Annotated in this window: 19 protein-coding genes; 11 read left to right on the top strand and 8 right to left on the bottom strand. The window is 43.1% G+C overall.

Annotated elements, in window-relative coordinates; genetic code table 11:
• Window positions 1-20: 20 nt before the first annotated feature.
• The 3 genes from HUJ21_RS02260 (at window position 21) to HUJ21_RS02250 (ending at window position 2087) form a co-directional block, all read left to right on the top strand.
• Window positions 21-1406 carry a DUF1080 domain-containing protein gene (locus tag HUJ21_RS02260; protein ID WP_291366935.1) on the top strand — a complete coding sequence of 462 codons (1386 nt, stop codon included), beginning with the start codon at window positions 21-23 and terminating at the stop codon, window positions 1404-1406.
• A 218-nt stretch (window positions 1407-1624) separates the two neighbouring features.
• Window positions 1625-1870 carry a RagB/SusD family nutrient uptake outer membrane protein gene (locus HUJ21_RS02255; RefSeq protein ID WP_291366934.1) on the top strand — a complete coding sequence of 82 codons (246 nt, stop codon included), beginning with the start codon at window positions 1625-1627 and terminating at the stop codon, window positions 1868-1870.
• Window positions 1824-2087 (top strand): hypothetical protein, encoded by a 264-nt coding sequence (locus HUJ21_RS02250; RefSeq protein WP_291366933.1) that lies wholly within the window; start codon window positions 1824-1826, stop codon window positions 2085-2087. Before HUJ21_RS02255 ends, HUJ21_RS02250 begins: the two co-directional genes overlap by 47 nt.
• A gap of 37 nt (window positions 2088-2124) precedes the next feature.
• On the opposite strand, the gene HUJ21_RS02245 is transcribed toward HUJ21_RS02250, so the two are convergent.
• Window positions 2125-3021, bottom strand: a complete 897-nt coding sequence (locus HUJ21_RS02245) for a sugar phosphate isomerase/epimerase family protein (protein ID WP_291366932.1) — start codon at window positions 3019-3021, stop codon at window positions 2125-2127.
• 245 nt (window positions 3022-3266) lie between these two features.
• Here HUJ21_RS02245 and uxaC point away from each other — a divergent pair, with 245 nt between their 5' ends.
• The gene (gene uxaC / locus HUJ21_RS02240; RefSeq protein WP_291366931.1) at window positions 3267-4700 is read left to right on the top strand and encodes a glucuronate isomerase; all 1434 of its coding nucleotides are present in this window, start codon (window positions 3267-3269) and stop codon (window positions 4698-4700) included.
• An 882-nt stretch (window positions 4701-5582) separates the two neighbouring features.
• On the opposite strand, the gene fucP is transcribed toward uxaC, so the two are convergent.
• Genes fucP through HUJ21_RS02220 form a run of 4 tightly spaced genes read right to left on the bottom strand, consistent with a single transcriptional unit; the run spans window position 5583 to window position 9775 of the window.
• Complete coding sequence (gene fucP, locus HUJ21_RS02235; protein ID WP_291366930.1) at window positions 5583-6887, bottom strand: L-fucose:H+ symporter permease; 1305 nt, start codon at window positions 6885-6887, stop codon at window positions 5583-5585.
• A gap of 26 nt (window positions 6888-6913) precedes the next feature.
• Window positions 6914-7948: an aldo/keto reductase gene (locus HUJ21_RS02230; RefSeq protein ID WP_291366929.1), complete on the bottom strand. Its 1035-nt coding sequence runs from the start codon at window positions 7946-7948 to the stop codon at window positions 6914-6916.
• Window positions 7949-7988: 40 nt separating this feature from the next.
• Window positions 7989-8948 carry a GNAT family N-acetyltransferase gene (locus tag HUJ21_RS02225; protein ID WP_291366928.1) on the bottom strand — a complete coding sequence of 320 codons (960 nt, stop codon included), beginning with the start codon at window positions 8946-8948 and terminating at the stop codon, window positions 7989-7991.
• 5 nt (window positions 8949-8953) lie between these two features.
• Window positions 8954-9775: a 1-acyl-sn-glycerol-3-phosphate acyltransferase gene (locus HUJ21_RS02220; protein ID WP_291366927.1), complete on the bottom strand. Its 822-nt coding sequence runs from the start codon at window positions 9773-9775 to the stop codon at window positions 8954-8956.
• Between the two features lie 308 nt (window positions 9776-10083).
• Between HUJ21_RS02220 and HUJ21_RS02215 the strand changes: the two genes are divergently transcribed.
• From HUJ21_RS02215 to HUJ21_RS02200, 4 genes are all read left to right on the top strand, one after another.
• A complete protein-coding gene (locus HUJ21_RS02215) occupies window positions 10084-10929 on the top strand; it encodes an SDR family NAD(P)-dependent oxidoreductase (RefSeq protein ID WP_291366926.1) in 846 nt (281 codons plus the stop codon).
• A gap of 229 nt (window positions 10930-11158) precedes the next feature.
• On the top strand, window positions 11159-12499 hold the full coding sequence (locus tag HUJ21_RS02210) for a TolC family protein (protein WP_291366925.1): 1341 nt from the start codon (window positions 11159-11161) through the stop codon (window positions 12497-12499).
• Window positions 12499-13599: an efflux RND transporter periplasmic adaptor subunit gene (locus tag HUJ21_RS02205; protein WP_291366924.1), complete on the top strand. Its 1101-nt coding sequence runs from the start codon at window positions 12499-12501 to the stop codon at window positions 13597-13599. The genes HUJ21_RS02210 and HUJ21_RS02205 overlap by 1 nt, the downstream gene beginning before the upstream one ends.
• Window positions 13596-16763: an efflux RND transporter permease subunit gene (locus tag HUJ21_RS02200; protein WP_291366923.1), complete on the top strand. Its 3168-nt coding sequence runs from the start codon at window positions 13596-13598 to the stop codon at window positions 16761-16763. Before HUJ21_RS02205 ends, HUJ21_RS02200 begins: the two co-directional genes overlap by 4 nt.
• A gap of 23 nt (window positions 16764-16786) precedes the next feature.
• On the opposite strand, the gene HUJ21_RS02195 is transcribed toward HUJ21_RS02200, so the two are convergent.
• The 3 genes from HUJ21_RS02195 to HUJ21_RS02185 all read right to left on the bottom strand — a co-directional run bounded on the left by HUJ21_RS02195 (window position 16787) and on the right by HUJ21_RS02185 (window position 20384).
• Window positions 16787-17617, bottom strand: coding sequence for a DUF4249 family protein (locus HUJ21_RS02195; protein WP_291366922.1), 831 nt, complete (start codon window positions 17615-17617; stop codon window positions 16787-16789).
• A gap of 4 nt (window positions 17618-17621) precedes the next feature.
• Complete coding sequence (locus HUJ21_RS02190) at window positions 17622-19979, bottom strand: TonB-dependent receptor (protein ID WP_291366921.1); 2358 nt, start codon at window positions 19977-19979, stop codon at window positions 17622-17624.
• Window positions 19980-20093: 114 nt separating this feature from the next.
• Entirely contained in the window at window positions 20094-20384 is a 291-nt protein-coding gene (locus HUJ21_RS02185; protein WP_291366920.1) for a hypothetical protein, read from the bottom strand.
• 51 nt (window positions 20385-20435) lie between these two features.
• On the opposite strand from HUJ21_RS02185, the gene HUJ21_RS02180 reads away from it, so the two are divergent.
• Genes HUJ21_RS02180 through HUJ21_RS02170 form a run of 3 tightly spaced genes read left to right on the top strand, consistent with a single transcriptional unit; the run spans window position 20436 to window position 22686 of the window.
• Window positions 20436-21401: a VWA domain-containing protein gene (locus HUJ21_RS02180; protein WP_291366919.1), complete on the top strand. Its 966-nt coding sequence runs from the start codon at window positions 20436-20438 to the stop codon at window positions 21399-21401.
• A gap of 18 nt (window positions 21402-21419) precedes the next feature.
• The gene (locus tag HUJ21_RS02175; RefSeq protein ID WP_291366918.1) at window positions 21420-22079 is read left to right on the top strand and encodes a tetratricopeptide repeat protein; all 660 of its coding nucleotides are present in this window, start codon (window positions 21420-21422) and stop codon (window positions 22077-22079) included.
• Entirely contained in the window at window positions 22057-22686 is a 630-nt protein-coding gene (locus tag HUJ21_RS02170; protein WP_291366917.1) for a hypothetical protein, read from the top strand. The genes HUJ21_RS02175 and HUJ21_RS02170 overlap by 23 nt, the downstream gene beginning before the upstream one ends.
• Window positions 22687-22812 lie beyond the last annotated feature (126 nt).

The raw sequence follows: 22812 nt of genomic DNA, 5'->3' as shown, positions 1-22812 counted from the left end.
ACACGTAAAATAACCCAATTATGAACAAACGAAATTATAGCCTGCTCATTTTGGTATGCTTACTTATGGCTGCCTGTGGCAAACCTACCGTAGAAACCAAAGAAGGATGGACCAATCTTTTTGATGGTGAAAGCCTGGATGGATGGAAACAGCTGGATGGCGAAGCCGAGTTCAGTATTGAAGATGGTGTCATCGTCGGTTCCGCTGTAGCCAATACACCCAATACCTTCCTGGTTACCGAACAAACCTATGAAGATTTTATCCTCGAACTGGAAATCAGGGTAGATGATGAATCAAGCAACTCCGGAGTGATGGTACGTGGCCAGTACAATCCTGACGCCAATGACGGAAAAGGTAGGGTATTCGGCTATCAGGTGGAATGTGACCCAAAAGAAAGGGCCTGGTCTGGAGGAATTTATGACGAGGCAAGGAGAGGATGGCTTTACCCCCTTTCCTACAATCCCGATGCCCGGAGCGCATTCAAATTAGGGGAGTTCAATACTTACAGGGTTGAATTCATCGACAATACCCTGAAAACCTGGGTCAACGGACAGGAAGTAGCTTATTTGGTAGATGATATGGATCAATCTGGCTTTATAGGTCTGCAGGTACATGGCATTGGTGACAATCCTGAAAATGCCGGCAAAAAAACCTATTTCAGAAATATCCGCATCAAAACCGAGGACCTGTCTCCTACCCCATTTGAAAATGACGTATTTGTGGTAAGTACCATTGACAATGAACTGACCCCGCACGAAAAAGACAAAGGTTGGAAACTCCTTTTTGATGGCAGTACCAGTGAAGGTTGGAGAAGTGCCAAAGGAGAAACCTTTCCTGAAGGGGGATGGACCATCAATGATGGTGTTTTGACCATAGAGGCTGCAGACGGAAGAGAATCAGCCAATGCAGGGGATATCGTCACTGTTGACAAATACAGTGCTTTTGATCTGGCTTTTGACTTTAAACTGACAGAAGGTGCCAATAGCGGTGTAAAATACTTCGTTACCCTAAACGAAAACAATTCCGGTTCAGCCATAGGGTTGGAGTACCAAGTTCTGGATGACGAAAGACATCCAGATGCCAAACAGGGCAAAGATGGCAACCGGACTTTGGCTTCCTTGTATGACCTGATCAAAGCTGATAAGCAATCCCGCTTTGTCCGCCCCATCGGCGAATGGAACAAGGGAAGGATAGTAGTTCATCCGGACAATACCGTAGAGCATTACATCAATGGACTGAAAGTGGTGGAATATACCAGAGGTTCCGATGCATACAGAGATTTGGTGGCTGATAGCAAATACAAGGTCTGGGAGAATTTTGGTGAAGCAGAAGAAGGCCATATCCTTTTGCAGGACCATGGTGATGAGGTGCATTACAAAAATATAAAAATTAAAGAATTGGATTAAAACTTATTAACCAATCACTTTTTTCAAAATAAAAAGACAAACCGAATGGTTTGCCTTTTTATTTTGACTTTCCCCCAATATTTTCAACAGTTCTTTACACTATAGTTCTGTTTATTCCATCATTTGATTATTTCACTCAATCTGGTTTTAATAAACCACCTAATTCAATCGATATATCCATTAAGCTGTTTTTCCAAAACAGTTCAGGATTAGCCTGATTGGAGCAGCTTTATCTGGCGATCAAAACTTGTAATGCACTCATAGACCGAGTACCTGAAGTAGAAGGATTGTCGGATGAAATTAGAAAGCAAAGAGTAGCCGAGGCGAAATTAACCAAGGCACATCATTACTTCATATTAGTTCAGCTCTTTGGTCCGTTGGATTCTCAACTTATCGATTCGTTTTCCTTCGACAGAGGTGACGCACCCATCTGTTCCAGATATTTATGCCGCTATCAAAAATGACCTGCACAATGCCCTTCCTTTATTGGACCCTGCTTCTCAGCCGGATGATTACGGGCGAGCTACCATACCGGCAACAGAGCAACTATTGGAAAACCTGATCAAAAATTACGAATTCAGGCTATTGGACAATATTGGAGACATACATGCTTTTGGAAACGACGTAAACGATGAGCTGGTGTTCTCTCGGCTTTATGGTAGAAATCGCTTGACTAATTGAAGAGGAAATAAATCCCAAAACCGCTACAAAACATAAATTATCCCATGGCCTCCTGAACCCTGGCCAAAAAACCGCTGACTTTTTCAAAAGGATCCCCAGGGCCCAAAGTTTCTATTGGCAGGTAACCCTGATAATTGCTTTCCCGGATAAGGGCTATCAACCGCTTCAGGTCAACGGGTTTTTGCGTACCGAAATGGTTTACATTTTCCTTGAGTTGCCAGTTTACGGCATGTCGGATATTTTTGCTGATCTCTTCATAGGGATCATGTTGGGAATAACTGCCTATATCAAGGACCAGTCCAAACCAGTCCTCATCCACTCTTTCCATAATGTAGTCTACCTGCGCTGCGGATTGAACAAATTCATTGTGATTTTGCAGGGCAACGATCACCCCATACCCTGCAGCAAAGCTGGCGCATTCCTTGCAGGCCCGTATTACAAATTCAACCTTTTCTTCCCAGCTTTCCCCTGCTTTCAGCCGTGGACCTGCAAATACCCTTACGACCGGGGCACCCAATTTTGCAGCAGCTACCACCCAATTTTTCACCAAGTCTATTTCCTGCTTCAGAAGTTTGGGATCACTTAGCGTAAAATCATTCCTGACTCCTGTGCCACTGATATGCAGGCCCCGGTGATGGGCCATTTTTTTTATGCCATACAATTGCCCATCCGAAGGTACCTCCGGGTATTCAGGTATATAATATGCCGTGAGATCTACAGCAGCAAAACCTTCTTTGGCACAATAATCAAACAGTTTTTCCAATTGAAGTGTGCCTTCAGACAAGGCCGCATTGAATGAATACGCATTAAGGCTTAATTTTAGATTATTCCGCTCAACGAAGAACTTTTCAGCATGAGCAAGTGGATAAATCAGGGGAAGGCTGGCAAGCTGCAGCCCTTTCCTGATAAAACCTCTCCTTTGTAATGATAGCATATTTTGTAAGAATACAGTTGATTCCCTTGAAGATAGCAGTAATAGAATCAAATAAAAACCTATTTTAAAAAATAGCAATATTAATATATAGGCCAAACATATTTTATGGCAATAGAAAGAATAAAAAGTATATTTTCATAAAATTTTAATTTAATTTGTGCAATCGATTGCCTTATTGCCAGAATTACTGGTTTAAAATAAAATTAATTTTTATTATTACTTCGACTTAAAAAAACTTATAGGAAATGGATAATATACTAAACGCTACAAAAAGCACCTTTTTAACCGATGATTTTCTTCTGAAAAGTGATTTTGCGCGCAAACTCTACCACGACCACGCAAAAAAAATGCCCATCATCGATTACCATTGTCATTTGTCTCCACATGATATCGCCACCAATAGGCAATTTGAAAACATTACCGCCATTTGGTTGGAAGGAGACCACTACAAATGGAGAGCCATGAGGACTTTAGGTGTCAACGAAAAATTCATTACCGGTGATGCCACCGACCAGGAAAAATTTGAAACCTGGGCCAAATCGGTACCCCACACCATGCGTAACCCCCTGTATCACTGGACACATCTTGAATTATTGCGGTATTTCGGCATAGATTATTTACTTGATAAAAGTACTTCCAGCCAGGTATATGAAGAAACTACAGGATTACTTCAGGAAAAGGATTACAACACCCGAGGCCTGCTTGCAAAAATGGACGTAGAGGTAGTTTGTACTACGGATGATCCCATTGACACGCTTGAATACCACCAGAGTGCAAAAAAACAAAACCTATCGCTCAAGCTATTGCCTGCCTTCAGACCTGACAAAGCCTATGCGGTAGAAAACCCGAAGGACTACCTCTCTTATCTGGATAAATTATCTCAGGTTTCCGGAATCACAATAAGCAAATACGAAGACCTGCTGTCAGCACTGGAGAATCGGGTTGGCTACTTTCACGAAAATGGAGGCAGGCTGGCAGACCACGGCCTGGAACAAATGTATTTCTTTGATGGAAATAAGTTTGACATTGCATCCCTATTTTCCAGGATCAAAGATGGGAAGTCACTGGAACCTGAAGAAGTACGGTTTTTTAAATTTAAAACCCTTACGGCATTGAGCAAAATGTACCATGCCAAAGGATGGACGCAACAGTATCACCTGGGAGCATTAAGGAACAACAACCGTAGGATGTTAAAGGTATTGGGGCCGGACACAGGATTTGATTCCATTGGTGATTTCCCCCAGAGCGTAGCGCTTTCTAACTATTTGAACAACCTGGATAGCAGCGATCAACTTGCCAAAACCATACTTTATAACCTCAACCCTGCAGATAATGAAGTAATGGCCACCATGGTGGGGAATTTTAACGATGGGTCCATCAAAGGCAAGGTGCAGTTTGGTTCTGGCTGGTGGTTCATGGACCAAAAAGATGGCATGGAAAAGCAAATGAACACCTTGTCAAACATGGGCATACTCAGTTGTTTTGTCGGAATGCTTACAGATAGCCGGAGTTTCCTTTCTTTTCCACGGCATGAATATTTCAGAAGAATCCTATGCAACCTGATAGGCCAGGACGTGGTCAATGGCGAATTGCCGGCCGATGAAAAGTGGCTGGGTCAAATGGTGGAAAATATCTGTTACTATAATGCCCGGGATTATTTTGGCTTTTATGAAGCCTGAAATAAAAACCTACATGGTAAAATTTTAGAAGGCGCAATCATCGGAGGCATCGGGTAAATTTAAAAGAGGCAGGCCAAGAAAGCCCTGGCAATCTTGCCCTGCCTCTTCCTTTGCCAATTTCCATTAAATGGTTTCTGATGAAGGGCATCGTCTTCTTCGAGGCGCTGGTTTTGAATACCATAAACTTTGAGGAACTTCCCGAGCCCCCGCAGCAGCCTGGTGCAATATGTGTACCTTCAGCGTACTCAGTTGTCATTCTTCCTGCCGATAACGTGTTTGTTAAATCGCCGAAAATCAACATGATATAAACCCACTTCGTCGTCCCGATTTCTGTGTTGTATAAAAAAAGTTAATTTTCGCTGTGACAGTAAAGCCCGACATCGGTAAAGATTTTAAGATAAGTAACAATTAACGAATTGATATTCTAAGATGTTACCGAAAAAATCCCCCTTCCCCCTTAAAAAGGGGGATTTGCCTATTTACCGATGACGGATTTAAAACTGATTTCTTTAAGGTATTACTTGAAAAAAATCTAAAAAAAGAAGAACTATATTTTATATACGCAAAGCGCGCTGGCCCGACAAAAAACCGGCCTGTCCTGATATTTCTCAGGAGGTGCGCAGGAGGCTTGTGGGGGGAAGGATTTTTTTGTCTTGATTTTTTGGTACTCTTTTTCATCAAGGAAAAAGTACAGAGAATTAAAGAAAAAATAGCTGATTTCAAGCCGTAATCCTGATAATACGACCAAATATATATTCCAAAAAACCAATCGTCATACCGATTTCTGGGTTTTTTAAAATGTTAGGCCTACCGATGACGTGTTTGTTAAATACCTGTAAATCAGCGTACTGAAAACCCACATCGTCATCGGTAGAGGACGGCTTACAGAACCACCTTTTCTGCCTTTGCCTCAGGTTTGTGTAAGTAATGGGAAATCCCAAAATACATGACAACCACAAAGCAAATCAAAGGCACATAGTAAGAAAGGTGAATATTGCCACTGATATCAGAAACCTGTCCCTGAGCCGCAGTGATCAGGGCACCTCCCAGAATGGCCATGATCAATCCGGAACCACCCAATTTGGTATCATTACCCAAGCCCTCTGCAGACAAGCCGTAGATGGTGGGAAACATCAATGACATGCACACAGAAATTAAAACAAGCGCAATAACCGCTACCATCCCACTCGCATAAATTACCACAAAACTCAACAAAATCGCCACAAGAGAAGAAGTGGCCAATAGAATGGAGGGTTTAAAGAATTTCATCAAAGCGGTAAATAAAAAGCGACTGGCTGCAAATAAAATCAGAGAAACCAAATAATAGTCGGAGGCAGCACTTTCCATCATGTCCAACTCGGCCATCACATAGCGAATGGTGAAAGACCAGACACCGATCTGTGCCCCTACATAAAAGAACTGGGCCATTACCCCGCGCATGTAGTTTTTGTTTTTTGATAACCTCTTGAAACCAGCTATTATGCCATCCTTCTCCACTGCTTCAGAAGCCACCGGCATCCGCACCGCCTTGATGACAAACCATACAAAAATAAGGAATAGCGCTACCCCTACATAAGTACTGACTACTCCGGCCAATTCATCCGCCTGGATTGCTTTAAGTGCTTCCGGGCTCATACTGGTCCGGTCGGAAGCCTCTGCTGTATTCAACTGCGACAAAATAAAAACCTTACTGAGAAAAACGCCCAAAACAGATCCGATTGGATTAAATGATTGAGCCAGATTCAGTCTTTGGGTAGCCGTTTCCGGAGGTCCGATCACCAGTATATAGGGATTTGCCGCAGTCTCCAAAATTGACAAACCTCCTGCCAGCACATACAATGCCAGTAGGAAAAAACCATAGGACATCATCATTCCGGCCGGATAAAACAGCAGGGATCCTATGGCAAATAACCCCAGGCCCAGCAGAATACCCGACTTATAGGTATATTTTCGGATAAAAATCGCCGCAGGCAAGGCCAGACAGAAGTAGGACCCATAAAAAGCCAGCTGTATCCATGAAGTCTGGAAATCAGTCATGCTCATGATTCTTTTGAAGGCGGCCAATAAAGTATCTGTCATATTGTGGGCCACACCCCAAAGCATGAATAAAGAGGTAAGCAATAGAAAAGGCCAGAAATCTTTTTTGGATATCAGTTCCGCCTTTACTGGAGGTATTTGTTGACTCATGGGTTTTTTATAATTGATATTTCAGGTTATATAAAGGACAATGCGGAAATTAAGGATTTATCTTTTAACTCCTCCCAAAATTGGCAGGTTATTTTATTCTCAGCTGCCTGAAGGTTCATTTGTATCAAATTGGGCTGATTGATGCTCAGTGCCACACTGCAGATACCGGGTATGGAAAGGGCAAACTGAATACATGCGTGATAAGGTGCTATGCCATGTTTTTCACATACTCCAAAAAATTGTTTCCTCCAATGAAGCTTTTCTTTCCCACCAGGACTATCCCGGTCTATTTTCTTGTAGTCAAAATAATCCTCACCTACCAAAAATCCAGACTGAAAAATGGCTGCATTGATAATCCCTACATTATTTTCCCGCAGCAAGGCTACAAAATCCAACAGTTCAGGCGGGTGAGCATATAGCGACAAACTATTGGCTATCATGACATAGTCCAAGGGGATTTCTTCATAAATTTTACGGATGATGGTCCAATCCTTCGCACCGACCCCTACCCCCTTTACTTTTCCTTCTTTCCTCAATTGGATCAAAGCACGTAAAGCCTCCAGTACCTGTTGCCAGCGAAAAGCTTTTTCCTGCTCATTTTTTGCGGCCTCCAAAAAATCATCCGGGTCGTGCAGGGAAACCAATTGAGGGGTATATCCCTGGAGTAATACATTGTCCTTTTCGAAACATTCCAGGATGCCATCATAACCGATTTTTTGGACGGCATCGTGTTGTATACCCTTCCATATTCCCGGTTCAAAGGTAGGTTCCTCCGCTTCCAGGGGCACCCTTACCCAACCCAGTTTATTGGTAATGATTACCTGGTTTTCGGGAATGGCAGCTTCCCTTAAAAACTCCCCTAAAACCTCCAAAGCAAGCCCCGCCCCATATTTACCTGCGGTATCAAATACGGTGTATGGGGCTGTTTGCCGGACGATTTCCCCTAAAATCGTTTTTTTTTCAGCTTTGGTGTAGGCCTGAAAAAGATTGCCCAGTGAACTGCTCCCAAAAATAACAGAGGGGAAATTCAAACCGGTATTTCCAAAAGGCTTTACTTTCATCTGACAATATGCTCAAAGCTTACCCACGATATTTTCTTACTTAGTCTTTTTTATTTTTCATACCGAAGTGCCTGTCCCGCTCAAAGGTTTCCAGGTGACGGTGTTTTTTGGATTCGTAAATGTCGGCTATAGTAATCAAAATCCCCGTTTCCTCCACCGCTCCAAATTCGTAATTCATGGCTGTTCCAAAAGTTTTCATGGTTGAGGACAGGTTCATATAGGTATTGATCAGCGGAGGGATGTTTTCTCCCAAAGCCCTGACCGTGGAGTTAAGCAGCTTGTAACCCTCCTTATAGCTGAGGCCATCAAAAAAACCTTGGTAATTACTGGCATCTGTTTTGTATCCCAGGGGATCGATGGGTATTATCAATTCATCCTTATCAGGAAAATAATGATTCATGAAATAAATCAGTAAATCCCTGGCCTTGGACTGATAATGGGGGTACATGGTAACTTTTCCAAAAAGGTATTTTACATCCGGGTGGAGCATGACCACAGCACCCAGGCCATCCCACAAGTTGTCCAGCGAAAAAATCCCCTTTCTATTGTCCACACTGGGCTGGTATTTGGGTTGTACAAAAGACCTGCCCAGCTCTATGGTATAGGGCAGGTAATCTTTTACAAAGCGTTCCGAAAAATTAAAAAGATGGGCAGTGGAAAGATTTACAGATCCATTGGAAGCAAATCCGGCATCAGCACATTTGATCAACCGATAACCTGCGATGATCTCCTTGTCTTCGGGATTCCAGGCGATTAACTGCTGGTAACAATTCTCGCAGGTATCATTTTCATCTATATCCAGTGGAAGCCCCGTTCCTCCGCCTGCGGCCCTGAAAGATACTTCCCTCAATCTCCCTATTTCTTGAAGCACATTGGGTGCATTATGCTGATTGACCAGATAAATTTCATTTTCCCCATTGTTTACATATCTTAAAAACCGCTCCGGCGTCAATTCACTATGTATAACCTCCCGGTCAATCGGGTTGATAATATCTTGCATAAATCCTACTTGTCTTGGACAATCTTGTAAACTATTTCTTTGACCTCTTCTGCCCAGTATTTATCTGATTTGGAAGCATCAAAATACTCGTAAGAAATCGGTTTTCCTATGTGGACCACAATTTTTTTGTTTTTTTGCCCAAACATTTCGTCAGCCAAATAAAACATTTCAATATTGGCCTTCAGTCCTATTTTTTTTCTAAGGTTGGCCAAATTATAAAAAAAAGACGAGTTTTTCCCCTCAATGTAAACAGGTACTACATCTTTTTTATATTTCCTTGCCTTATTCACAAAACTTTTTTTCCACTCCAAATCCCTGATCCCATTTTCCTGCTTTCTGGATACCAACCCGGCAGGAAACACAATCACCCCATTTTGAGATGCATAGGTTTCCTCAATTATTTCGGCTCCCTTTTTTCCATGGGTACCATGTTTGTTTACCGGAACAAAAAGTTTTCCGAAATGAGGGATGTGCATCAATACATCGTTGACAAGAAACCTCAGGTCTTTTCTGTACTTGCCAAGTACATGCATCAGTACCACTCCATCCAAGCCTCCCAGAGGATGGTTAGAAGCAAATATGACGCTACCGTCCCTGGGAATATTTTCTTCTCCGCAAATGGCTATTTCTACTCCAAACTCCTCAATCAGCGCATTCACAAAATCCAGTTCCTTCAAGTCCCCGTGTTTGGACATGATCTGATTAACCTCAGATTCATGTACGATCCTTTTTATGTAGCTCAGGACAAATCCAGGCAACCACTTCGACAATGCCGGATTTTTTTCCTTAATCACTTTTTTGATGTCTATGAATTTTTTGTCTTCCACGTAAAGAAATTATCAATTGGGTTAATCTATACCATTAAGCTGCTGTATACCGCTCATTCACAAACTCATGCCACGAACCAATTGAAATCACAAAACAAAGCAATCCGGCTGAAGCATTTTTTTTATTAGCAAAAATAGGAAAAATTATTTACCAGCTTCGCCAGGTTGCTGCAACCTTTTGGGAAATGGCCTGTCTTAAACGGCGAAAAAGTTTATTTATAAGCCAAATTATAGGCAGCTAATCCGCTTATCAATGAACAATCAAGGCCAATTCACTGTTTCTTTAATTTACCAAAATCCCTCTCAGTATGCAACTTGTCATTACAGGCCCCACTTCAGGTATTGGAGCAGAAAAAGTCAAAGCACTTGCACCCAAATTCACCAAAATATTCCTTTTGGTAAGGGACATGGAAAAAGCCAGGACATTGGTGAATGAATTAAACAGCCAAGACAACGCCGATAAATTCATTTTGGTTTATTGTGATTTGGCTGACCTGGCATCAGTAAAAAAGGCAGCAGCCGAAATTGCAAAGCATACCGACAGCGTTGATGTATTGATCAACAATGCAGGGGGCATTTTTCCCGAAAAAACCATAACCAAAGATCAACTGGAACTGACTTTTTCAGCCAATCACCTGGGTCATTTTTTACTCACCTTGCAATTGATGCCTCTTTTGACCCACAACAATGGCGCAAGGATCATTAATGTGAGTTCAGAAGCCCATAAAGCCGCATCGGTAGATTTGAACGACCTTCAATTTGAAAAGGGATACAGCTCCTTTAAAGCTTATGCCAATGCGAAACTTTTCAATATCCTGTTCACAAAATCATTGGCAGAAAAGTATGGGGATCAACATATTGAAGCCTATGCCCTTCACCCGGGAGTGGTTAACACCAATTTTGGTCAGCAAAGCAAAGGGTTTTTCAAATTGCTGCTTTCCCTGTTCAAACCATTTATGATCAGCCCCAAAAAAGGAGCAGAAACAGGGATATATTTAGCCAGCGTCAATAAAGTCCCGGGAAAGAACGGGGCTTATTTCAAAAAATCCAAAGTATCCTCAGCATCCAAAAAGGCCGAATCGAAAAAATTAAGGGATCAGATTTGGGATAAAAGTGAAAAGCTTGTAAAAGCCTTTACAGGAAACCGGGCCTGAACGAGGCGACACGCAAAGGGATGGCCCAATACGTATCGGGGCAAGGTTCTCCAGATCCTGATAGCTATCGGGAAGGGACAGGCCAACCCAATCTTTGGTGCGGGGCAAGTTGTGGCCGGAAAGCAACAATTTTAAACACATGAACTTACAATTTTGGTAAACTCATTTTATTTTGAGAAATTCACATGTACAAGTCCTTACCGATCCTTTAGCCAATAACATCCTTTTAATGAGAACATTGTTTGCAATTCTAACTTTTTATTTTTGGTTTACCGGACAGGTTTTTTCACAGCAGCAGGAAGTAATGGAGTTGGATTTGGAAAGCGCCCTTTCCCTGGCCTTTGAAAACCAACCTCTTTTGCAGCAGTTTGTCAATGAAACGGAAAAAACGGATTATGCTATCAAATCAGGTAAATCGGCCTGGATCCCCCAATTGAATTTGGAAGGAGCTGTCAACAGGTATTTTCAACAACCAGTGGCCATTTTTCCTGATTTTGACAATCCTGAATCAGGTGAATTCCAGGAAGTCCGGACCGGTGTTCCTCATAATGCCAATTTAAATTTTTCATTGAGTCAAAACCTGCTGAACAACGAGCTTTTTAGGATAAACGCCCAGGCCTCCCATTTAAAACAAGCTGCTTCCCAGTCACTGGAAGACATTAAGATTCAAGTGGTAGTGGGGCTTAGCAAAGCCTTTTATGAGGTGTTTCTGGCTGAGGAACAGGTCAGATTGGCACAAGAGGATATCAAAAGGCAAAGCAGACAATTAGAGGATGCAAAATTGCAGTTGGAGGCAGGATTGACGGATAACATAGATTTTAAACGAGCTACCATTACCCTTCAAAATACCCAAAGCCAATTGTACCAATACAAAGAAGAAAAGGAAATTAAAGTAGCCGCTCTTAAATATTGGCTGGGAATGGATACGGATATTGAAATCAATGTTCGTGCTTCCGCTGCCCAGCTAGAGGAGGAACTGACTCCAGATACCCTTTTGGTTTACGAGGCAAAAAACCGCATCGAATATCAGGTTTTGGAAAGTCAGAAAGCCATTCAAAATGCTGAGATAAGCTATCAGAAAAGGAGATTTCTACCGGATGTATCAGCCTTTTATGACTACAATTTCCTCTTTTTAAGTCCGGTCGGCAGTAAACTTTTTGATCAGGTGTATTCATTTTCCCTGATTGGCCTGCAACTTAATCTTCCTATTTTCCTGGGCGGAAAAAGGAAATTTGAAGCAAGAATGGCAGCCCTGGATCTCCAGAATATTAATCTGGATCAAAAACGCCTGATTTTGGAAGTAAATCTGGAAATGCAGGAGGCCCTTAGTGCTTATAAAAACAGTTTTTATTTGCTGAAAACCCAAAAGAGCAATCGTGAACTTGCAGAGGAAATCTACGGTACCATAAGCCTGCAGTATGAACAGGGAATTAAAAACTTCCTGGAAGTGATCCAGGCAGAAACCGATTTAAGAACGGCCCGAATCAACTACCTGCGTTCACTTTTCAATGCCACAACCGCCAAAATAGACCTTCAAAAAGCCCGTGGAGAAATAAAAACCGACTATTGATGAAAACAAAACTATTACTTATCGGGCTGTTGATCCTTCAATATTCCTGTAATAAAAAACAAGAAACAGAAAGCCAGGCCACCCGCGTGGAATCCGAAAAGGTAAAAAAGGAGATGATCCAACTATCAGACCAATATCCGGCCGTTGCTGTGGCACTGCAGGAAGTGGAATTGAGGGCGGATGTAAGTGGTTATATTACCAACATCCTCTTTAAGGATGGTCAAAAAGTAAAAAAAGGTCAATTGCTTTATGAAATAGACAAAAGCAGGTATCAGGCCACTTTAAAACAATCAGAGTCAAGACTCAAGATCGCTGCTTCCAATCTGCAGAAAGTTCAGAGGGACATGGAAAGGTACGAAAAACTGAGGGAGGGAAATGCCATCGCTGCCCAGGTATACGACAATGCCCTCACCGATCTCCGCAACGCAGAATTGGAAATGATGGCGGCACAAGGCCAGGTAGACAATGACCTGACCAACCTCCAATATGCATCTGTACGGGCCCCCTTCGATGGAACCATTGGTTTCTCATCGGTGCGACTGGGGGCATTGGTAAATCAGGGTGAAACGCTTCTCAATGTCATCTCCTCCAATGATCCGATTGGAATTGATTTTTTTGCCGGAGAAAAAAACCTTTCAAAATTCCGAAACCTGATGGAGGATAAAGAAGGAGTAATTGCCGATAGTACCTTTATGATAAATTTACCCGATGGAGAAAGCCACCCCTATCCGGGCACCCTGGAAAATATGGATAGGGCAATAAGCAGAGAAACGGGCACCCTGCAAATCAGGTTACATTTCCCAAACCCGGATCAGAACCTTAAGCCAGGCTTGAGCACCACCCTTCGGGTAAAAGCCATTAATGGGGCCAGTGTGCTCACCATTCCCCATAAGGCCACCATGGAACAAATGGGAGAAATCTCGGTTTTTGTCATCGAAAATGATACCGCAATAGAGCAGAAAGTAGAATTGGGCAGGAAATTTAAGGATCGGGTTATTGTTGAAAAAGGATTAGCCGAAGGACAGGAAATCATTGTTAGCGGCATGCAGAAACTAAGTAACGGGAATAAAGTCACCACCCAAAACAGAAATCCCGAATGATTTCATCTATTTTTATTCAGCGGCCTAATCTGGCCATTGTCCTTTCTTTGGTCATACTGCTTTTAGGCACCCTTGCCATAGTCAACCTACCCGTTTCCCAATATCCCAATATTACCCCTCCTATTATCCAGGTTACAGCCACCTATACCGGTGCAGATGCGGAGACCATAGAACAAACGGTAGCCACCCCACTTGAAACCCAGATCAACGGCACGCCCGGTATGGCCTACATTGAAAGCACAAGTAGCAACGAGGGTAGAATGACCATGAACATCACCTTCGAGGTGGGTACAAATATTGATATCGCAGCGGTAGAAGTCCAAAATCGCATCAATGTGGCAGAGGCTTTGCTCCCCGAAGAAGTCCGCAGGCTGGGCATTACCATCCGAAAAAGGAACCCCAGCCTTTTGATGATCGTATCCATGTTCTCACCGGAAGGAACCCATGGTGTTGATTTTTTAAATAACTATGCCAACATTTTTGTCAAAAACGAATTGCTAAGAGTCCCGGGAGTAGGAGATATTTTTACCCGCGCTCAGGATTTCAGCATGCGGATATGGCTACAGCCAGACAAGCTCTTTCAAACCGGCCTGTCTGCCGGTGAAATCATTACTGCCTTAAGGGAACAAAACATTCAGGTGGCCGCAGGAGCACTGGGAACTCCTCCGCAGCAGGGTTATCAATCTTTTGAATACACCCTTTTTACCAATGGACGCCTGAACAGTGAGGAAGAGTTTGAAAATGTTATTGTGAAGTCAGCGGCTGAAGGAGATCAATTGGTTTACCTGAAAGATGTGGCCAGGGTGGAATTGGGAAGGTTTGACTATTCGGTCAATAATTTTACCGATGGCAAACCCGCAGCCTACCTTATCGTCTACCAGACACCGGAAAGCAATATCCTGGATGTGGAAGAGGGGATTATTGCAGCGATGGAAGAAATTCAGAAAAACTTCCCCAATGACATGGAATATGTCATTCCCTTTGAATCTGCTTCCGTGGTGCGCGTTTCCATAGGCGAGGTAGTAGAAGCATTGATTCTGGCCCTGTTGCTGGTCTCACTGGTAGTTTTCATATTTCTCCAAAACTGGAGAACCACCTTGATTCCTATTCTCATTATCCCGGTTTCCATTATCGGCACATTTGGCCTATTTATACCCCTGGGATTTTCGATCAATAACCTGACGCTTTTTGGTTTTGTGCTCGCTATCGGTATAGTGGTGGATGATGCCATTGTTGTAGTGGAAGCCACCATGGGTTATATGGAAAAAGAAAAGCTGAATGCCAAAGAGGCGGTCAGCAAAGCAATGAAGGATATTTCCGGACCGGTCATTGCCATGTCTCTGATCATTGCGGCCGTCTTTATACCGGTGGGCTTCATTCCGGGAATCGTCGGTCGCCTTTACCAGCAATTCGCCATGGCCATCGCCGCTTCCGGGCTGATATCGGGATTTGTTGCCTTGTCGCTGACACCTGCCCTTTGTTCTCTGATCCTACAGCCCGTAAAACCATCCCGGTCGCCCAAAGGCATCCAGCGCTTTTTCTCCTGGTTCAACCAAAAATTCGATGCCTTTGGAAAACGATACCTGCAAAGCGTCCAAAAAAGTTTCTCCCGGGCCAGGTATTATTTGGCAGGCTTGTTCCTATTGATCCTTGTTACTGTTTTACTATTCGGAATAAAACCATCGGGATTTATTCCCAGTGAAGATGAAGGAAGGCTGTTCATCACATATGAATTACCTGAGGGCGCTTCTACTGCCAGAAGTCTGGAAACGATCAATAAACTAATGGATATACTGGGAGAGGAAGAGGATATTTTTCATTTCACGGCCGTCACAGGCCTTAATGCCATTAATTTTTCCAGCAAATCCAATAGTGGGACAGTATTTTCCCAGCTTCAACCCTGGAGCAAACGGGAAGGCGAAGGACAGAATGCTTTTGAAATACGGGACCGGCTATTACGGGAATTGAATGAAAAATTGCCTGAAGCCAAAATCGTTATTGTAGCACCATCTGCCATACCGGGACTGGGAAGTACATCGGGCTTTTCCATGGTCGTACAGGATCTGGACGGCACTTCCAGCATCAATGAATTTGAAAAAGAGGTGAAGGAGTTTGTCTCTGAATTGAATCAGACAGCGGAAATTGCCAATGCCTTCACTTTCTTTAGTGCCACCACGCCCTCATACCGGGTAGAACTTGACCGGGAAAAAACAGCCAGACTTGGCGTCAATATAGGGGATGCTTATGCCTCCATGCAAACCTACCTGGGCAGTACTTATGTCAATGATTTCATACTATATGGAAGAAACTTCAGGGTAATAGCCCAGGCAGACACCTCTTTTAGGGAGGATTTATCCAGCCTGGAAAAGATTTTTGTCAAAAACAGGTCTGGGGGGATGCTTCCTTTGAGCAACCTGGTCAGCACCGAAGTGATTGAAAATGCTCCCTTGATCAGCCATTTTAACCTTTTCAGATCCAGCACCATTAATGGAGATGCTGCCCCCGGATACAGCTCAGGCCAGTCCATAGAAAGAATCTCTGCCCTGGCTGCTGCCGAACTCCCCCTTGGTTACGGTATTGATTTTGCAGGAGTGAGCCGGGAAGAAATCAAATCTGGAGGAAGTACACTTTTAATATTTGTCTTGTCTATCGTATTTGTATTTCTATGCCTGACGGCACTTTATGAAAGTTGGTCCGTTCCCTTTTCCGTGTTGCTGGCAGTACCTACAGGCGTTTTTGGCGCCATTATCACCCTTTTGTTGTTTCCATCACTCACCAATAATGTGTATGCGCAAATTGGTTTGTTGACCCTTATTGGACTGGCTGCAAAAAATGCCATTTTGATCGTGGAATATGCCAAAGAGCGGGTAGACAGGGGAATTCCCATTCCCAAAGCTGCTGCGATGGCCGCCAAGTTGAGGTTAAGGCCCATTTTAATGACTTCCTTTGCCTTCATACTCGGCGTACTGCCGCTGGCTTTTTCTTCCGGTGCAGGATCTGTAGCCAGAAGAACCATTGGTTGGACTGTGGCGGGAGGAATGCTTTCGGCGACCTTCTTTACCTTATTCCTGGTGCCGGTATTGTTCTACCTGGTCAGTAAAGTGGCCTATAGCAAAAAGGAGCTTGTCCAGTTGGCGGAAGCACACAAAAATGAAAATATGTAGCAAAAAATACTTCCTTTGCCGATTTAATCCTCTTCCTGAATGACTACGGTCCGGGTAAGTACAGGAGCGGTCATAAAATAACCCAGCACCCTTCCTTCGCCTTGCATCACGGAAATGTTGGATTGTGGGTTTTCCGGGGGAGGACTAAAAAGTCCCCCATCTGAAAACAGAAGTGATACCACCTGATTCAGGTAATCATAAGCACCTTGATTCAACCTGAGCATTTGCAATCTTACTACATCCTCTTTATCAAATGAAAAAGCAGTCAATTCGAATCCATTGTTCAATATGGAACTGCCAAAGGTATCATCAAATAGAAAATAATCGGAGCGGCGGTTCAGAACGGTATCATTTTTACTGAGAATCAACCTGTAAAAATTATTTTCATTAAAGGGTATTTTACCATACAGGGTAAGGTAATAGCCCTCACTGGCAAAAAACCTTTCTTCCTTGAATTCATAGGTAATGCTATCCAGGACCGGTGCCTCCAGGGTAATTCCTTTTGATACATAATCCTTACCATCCAGAGAAACATGCAGCTGATATTCATGACCTATAATAGCTACCTCCTGGTTTGCAGGCAGGTATTGGCCAAGATCTTCTTCAAACAGAAAAGCCATTATTTCGCCAGTTTGCAAATCCTCTATGCTTACTTCCGCATGGTCTGCAACTTCATTGGGCAGGGTATCATAATAATCCCTGGAGTAAGCAACAGTTACCGCATTCATGGATGCATCATCTGTCCAGGTAGCTTCAATAATAGGTGTTTTTTCAACGTTCCCCAGGTCAAGGTTTACCTCCTCCTGACAGGCAAGCAACAGCATCAGTAGTGATATTTTCAGGAATAGCCTCATGGTTTTAAAATTTAAAATTATAGGTAACAGATGGCAAGATGCCAAATAAGTAGGTCATCACCACCCCTGGTCTTACAGAACTGACTTCTTCTCCCAAACCCCGGTCAAATCTGATATCATTGTTGTAGATATCAGTAAATTCGTAAGAAAAGGGATTTTTCCTGCCATAAGCATTGTAGACACTGAAGTTCCAACTTCCCTGCCACCACCTTCCTTTGTTTTTATTTTTCAAGGTCAGGGATAAATCCATCCGGTGGTAATCCGGGAAGCGATCACTATTTCTTTGCTCATTATATAAAGGCACCCGCTGGTTGTCCACTTCATAGGAGCCGACTGGAAAGGTTACTGCAATTCCTGTGGTATAAATAAATGTACCGGAAAAACTAATCCTATCGGTCAACTGGTGTGTAAGCACCAAACTGATGTCATTGGGCCTGTCATACCGGGGCGGATAAGGAAAACCGCCATTGATACCCCGAATTTTCCTGAACACCCTGGACCTTGTATAACTCAGCCAGCCTGTGGTCTTTCCAATATTTTTTCTCAGCAAAAATTCCAATCCATAAGACCAGCCATTACCTGTAAGTATTTCAGTCTCGACATTGTCGGTAAACAATATATTGGCCCCTTGCTTAAGGTCCACAATATTTCTGAAATCCCTGTAATATCCTTCCAAAGAAACTTCCCATTGATTGTTCCTGAGATTTTTAAAAATTCCGGCCGACACCTGATCTCCCCGGATTGGAAGTATATATTTTCCTGCTGGAACCCATCGGTCAATCGGCAAACCTGCGGAACTATTGGAGGCCACCTGAATATACTGGTAATTCCTATTATAGCTACCTTTTAAGGACGTCCCCTCTCCCAGCAGGTACCTCACCGCAAGGCGGGGTTCCAATCCCTGGTAATGTTGCATTTTTTCCCCAAAGCGGTATTCCAGGGTATCTGTTACCTGTCCGAAGCCTGCCCCTTCAACGGCGTCATACAAATAATTCACCCCATCTCCAATTTGCTGGTAAAGCCCAAAACGGATGCCTCCCTCTATGCTGAGCTGCTCGGAAAGCTCCTCTTTAAGAGCAATAAAAAAATTGTTTTGTAATCCAATTCGCGGATTGGTTACCAGGGGCTCTATCCCACTGCCAGAGGCAGGTTGTAAATCTACAGGGGCAAAATAATACAACTGGCTGTGAATCCCTGCTTTTATTTCTGTATCCTCCCGGGGCAGGTAAGTCAATGCTGCCCTGATACCGGTCTCGGAAAAATAGTTGGACCAGTCAAATCCATTGTCCTCATCGTTAAAACCGATCAGGTATTTGTAGAAGCTGTAATAAGCCGATACATCCAGGTACAATTGTTCATTAATCTCCCTGTCCCAATTGAATGAATTGATCCAGTTATTCCATCCCAGGCCAAACTGCCCGTCCAGACCCAGAAAGTCACTTCCATAGTAGGTGGAAAAGGTGAATTTGTTTTTTGGCCCTTTCCGCCACATGAGCTTTCCACTTATATCATAAAAATACAACTGATTATTGCGAATGTCTTCATTGGGTGAAAAAGCCAAAAACAAGTCTGCGTAAGTTCTCCTGCCTGAAAGCACAAATGAGGAATTTTCGGAAAAGAGTGGCCCATCCACGGTTAACCTTGAACTGATACTTCCTATTCCCCCTTCACCTTCAATTTTCCTGGTATTACCTTCCTTCAGCGATATGTCCACCAGGGAGGAAACCCTCCCCCCAAATTGGGCCGGGATATTGCCTTTGTAAAGGGCCACATCAGTCAATGCATCCGGATTAAACACAGAAAAAAAACCGAAAAAATGAGAAGGGTTGTAAATAGGTGCCCCGTCAATCTGAATCAGGTTCTGGTCAGCAGAACCTCCCCTCACAAATAATCCGGTGGTACCTTCTCCCGCAGTAGTAACGCCCGGAAGCAATTGTATGCCCCTTAATAAATCAACTTCTCCAAATAGTGCGGGAATTCGCTTTAGCTCTTCACTGGAAATTTCATTCCGGCCGATTTCTGTGCTGAGCACATTGTGATCTTCTCTCCTATCCGAGACTACTACCTCTTGCAATGACATTTCTTCAGGACTAAGGAAAAATTTCAAATCTGTGATTTTATTATTAATGTCTCTGCTGATACCCTGATAGCCTAAAAACCTGATCTCCAGAGTGGCCGGGAGCTCGGTATTGGTAATGGTTATTGAAAAGTTGCCATCAATATCGGCAACTGCCCCCTTGCCCGTTTGGTCTTTCCAAAATACGGTCGCTCCCGGTAAAGGCTCACCCGATACCTTATCCAGTACCTGTCCTTTGAGATAAACTGCTTCCTGACCAATAGCATTTCCAGAAATGACCAACATACAAATAAGAACCACAAAAAAAGTATTCCAAAAAGGATTTGAACGGTATTTAAACATTACTATTTTCTTGATGTTTTTATTGAAAAGAATTTCATCCTGGTTATTGGGTAGGTTTCAACCTGAAACAGACAATAATACGCATAAGCTACAGGCAAAAGTATTGCGGCCGGTAAGTAATTCGAAATCAGTGGCTATCTTGTTGTTTTCAGCTCCACCGCTGAAGTGAATTTGAAAACGGTCTGATTTTATTTGCCATACTTTCCTTCCCGATGCGGGAAAAGCTATAACGAAACCTAATGTATAATCCGGGTTGAATCCAAAAAGATAACGGTATTGGGTAAAAATAGTTAAGCTTCCCTGCAGGTTATTCACCAAATGAATTTCAATAATCGGAGTGCTTTCCAATAATTATCCGATAATGACTTCGTTTTAAGTATAAATGATTAATTTCAAGCCATGATTTGGGCATATCCTGATAATTATTCGATTCTGTTACTGGCAGCAGTTTTTGTACTGCTCTATGCCATATACTTGTACCGTTTTTGGAAAATCAACCAGAAGATCAAAGTCAAAAAAAGAAGGCTGGTGTGGAAGATGGCACTGAGGACCCTTTATTTCACTTTGTTTTTGATCGCTTTTGCCGGTCCTTCAATCGGAAATGCGATGAAAGAGATCAAGCAGGAAGGAAAGGATATATTTCTGGCCATTGACCTTTCCAGATCCATGAATGCGGAAGACATCAAACCCAGCAGGCTACAGCGGGTGAAATTTGAATTGAAAAATCTGGTCAAAAATTTCAGTTCCGACAGGTTGGGCATCATCATATTTTCATCAGAGGCGTTTATACAATGTCCGCTTACCTTTGATCAAAATGTCATCCAGCTACATTTGGATGGATTGAACAGTGGTCTGGTGCCTAATGCAGGCACTGACATTGCAGCTCCACTAAAAATGGCCTACAGTAAATTCCTGTCAGACGAAAGCCAGGAGCCCAAATCAAAAGCGGTGATCCTGATCAGTGACGGAGAAGATTTTGGAAATGAATTGGAAGAAACCATGGAGCAGCTCAACCAGTCAGGCATAAAGGTATTCAGCTTGGGTGTAGGTACCGAAACGGGCAGCACGATTCCCAGAGGAAGCGGAGTAGTCATTGACCAGTCCAACAATCGACCGGCAATATCCAGATTGATCTCAACCAATTTGAGGAAAATCGCCAGCCAAACTGAGGGGGATTATTTTGAGCTTAGTGATGAAAGCCAGGAAATCCCACAATTGATAGATGCCATTTCCAAATTGGAAGGTACGGTAATGGCAAGCCGTACTGTAGAGGCTTCCTCCAATAAATATTTCTACTTTCTCCTGGCAGGCTTGATTTTGGCAATCATCGATTCCATTTTGCCTGTCAGAACCTTGTCCATTTAATCTACCTAAACCAACAGTATGTTATCCAGATATTTACTTTGGATTTTATTATTCTTACCTGCTGACTGGGAAAAAATAGCAGCCAGGAATGCGGCAATAGCTGCTGCAGAAAGGTCCTTCAAAGAAACGGATTTTGAAAATTCCATACGAAATCACCTTTCCTTGCTGGAAGATCATGGTTTAAATCATCCTGAAGTTCGTTTTAACCTTGCGTTGAGTTACCAAAACAATGGTCAGGAGGAAGATGCCAAAAAAACCTATGAGCCACTGGCAAGCAGTACAGGCAGCAGTATCCCCTCCTATGCGGCCAACCAGCAGGGAGTCCTCTTGGGAAATGAGCAAAAATACCGGGAAGCCCTTTCTTATTTTAAGACTGCCTTGCTTAAAAATCCAAACAATGAAAAAGCCCGTTATAATTATGAACTCTTGAGCCGCTGGCTGGAAGGAAATGAAGAAGAGCAGGAAAACGAAGAAGACCGGGAAGATGAAGACCAGATCAAGCCATCCAATTACGCCAAAAGGATGAAAGCCCAGGCCGATGAGATGGTGGACAGGTTTCAATTTGATGAAGCCTTGGAAATCATGGAAAACGCGCTGGAAATAGACGAAACAGTGGCACATTACCAGAAATTCATAGACCATTTAAATGAGATCAATGAAATCAATACCAATCCATAAATTATTCCTTTTTGCCTGTCTTCTCTGGTCTCCAATCCTTTTGGTAGCTCAATCTGAAACAGAATATTTCAACAAAGCAGCCAGGCAGTATGTGAATGAGGATATTCCAGGAACCAGCCAATTATTGGCTGAAGGACTGGAAAAATACCCTCAAGACCCCAAACTGAATGCGCTGTGGGAAAAATTGCAAAAGGATCAGGAAGACCAGGAGAAAAAAGACCAGCAAAGCCAGGAACAGCAAGATCAGGAGCAGGAAGAATCCCAGGAGCAGGACCAACAGGAGCAGGATAGCCAGGAACAGGAAAGTGGTGAAGGCGAAGAACAAACCGAGGAAGACGGGGCTGACGAAACCGATGAGATGGAAGAAAAAAGAGGCGAAAAATCAGAGAACAATGAGGAATCAGATGAGCCCAATGATATGGAAAGTGACCTGAGTGAACGGGAGAAAGCCATGGAAGAACTGAGGCAGCGGCTGGAAGAGATGAACATCACACCGGAACAAGCTTCCCAAATCCTGGATGCCATGAACAGCAATGAGCTCAGGTATATCCAACAAAACAGAAAAAAGCCCACGCAGCAACCTAAAAGGGGATTGCCTGATTATTAAAGGGCCACTCAAACTTTATTTTCCCAACCTAAACCAATATTGACATGCAAGAGGTATTTATCTTGCAGGCAGCGAGACCGCCCCTGGGTGGTTTTGGTGGAAATGCTGTCTCTTATCAACATCTCC

The organism is Cyclobacterium sp. (genome assembly GCF_014762705.1).
Lineage (GTDB): Bacteria > Bacteroidota > Bacteroidia > Cytophagales > Cyclobacteriaceae > Cyclobacterium.
The sequence above is the reverse complement of the archived record's forward strand: the minus strand, read 5'-3'. Positions and strand labels throughout refer to the sequence as shown.

Coding starts and splice junctions, on each gene's coding strand:
- HUJ21_RS02210 (WP_291366925.1), top strand. CDS start 11,159: ATGAGAACATTGTTTGCAATTCTAACTTTTTATTTTTGGTTTACCGGA.
- HUJ21_RS02175 (WP_291366918.1), top strand. CDS start 21,420: ATGTTATCCAGATATTTACTTTGGATTTTATTATTCTTACCTGCTGAC.
- HUJ21_RS02260 (WP_291366935.1), top strand. CDS start 21: ATGAACAAACGAAATTATAGCCTGCTCATTTTGGTATGCTTACTTATG.
- HUJ21_RS02195 (WP_291366922.1), bottom strand. CDS start 17,617: ATGAGGCTATTCCTGAAAATATCACTACTGATGCTGTTGCTTGCCTGT.
- HUJ21_RS02215 (WP_291366926.1), top strand. CDS start 10,084: ATGCAACTTGTCATTACAGGCCCCACTTCAGGTATTGGAGCAGAAAAA.
- HUJ21_RS02190 (WP_291366921.1), bottom strand. CDS start 19,979: ATGTTGGTCATTTCTGGAAATGCTATTGGTCAGGAAGCAGTTTATCTC.
- HUJ21_RS02180 (WP_291366919.1), top strand. CDS start 20,436: ATGATTTGGGCATATCCTGATAATTATTCGATTCTGTTACTGGCAGCA.
- HUJ21_RS02245 (WP_291366932.1), bottom strand. CDS start 3,021: ATGCTATCATTACAAAGGAGAGGTTTTATCAGGAAAGGGCTGCAGCTT.
- HUJ21_RS02230 (WP_291366929.1), bottom strand. CDS start 7,948: ATGAAAGTAAAGCCTTTTGGAAATACCGGTTTGAATTTCCCCTCTGTT.
- fucP (WP_291366930.1), bottom strand. CDS start 6,887: ATGAGTCAACAAATACCTCCAGTAAAGGCGGAACTGATATCCAAAAAA.
- HUJ21_RS02205 (WP_291366924.1), top strand. CDS start 12,499: ATGAAAACAAAACTATTACTTATCGGGCTGTTGATCCTTCAATATTCC.
- HUJ21_RS02225 (WP_291366928.1), bottom strand. CDS start 8,948: ATGCAAGATATTATCAACCCGATTGACCGGGAGGTTATACATAGTGAA.
- uxaC (WP_291366931.1), top strand. CDS start 3,267: ATGGATAATATACTAAACGCTACAAAAAGCACCTTTTTAACCGATGAT.
- HUJ21_RS02170 (WP_291366917.1), top strand. CDS start 22,057: ATGAAATCAATACCAATCCATAAATTATTCCTTTTTGCCTGTCTTCTC.
- HUJ21_RS02200 (WP_291366923.1), top strand. CDS start 13,596: ATGATTTCATCTATTTTTATTCAGCGGCCTAATCTGGCCATTGTCCTT.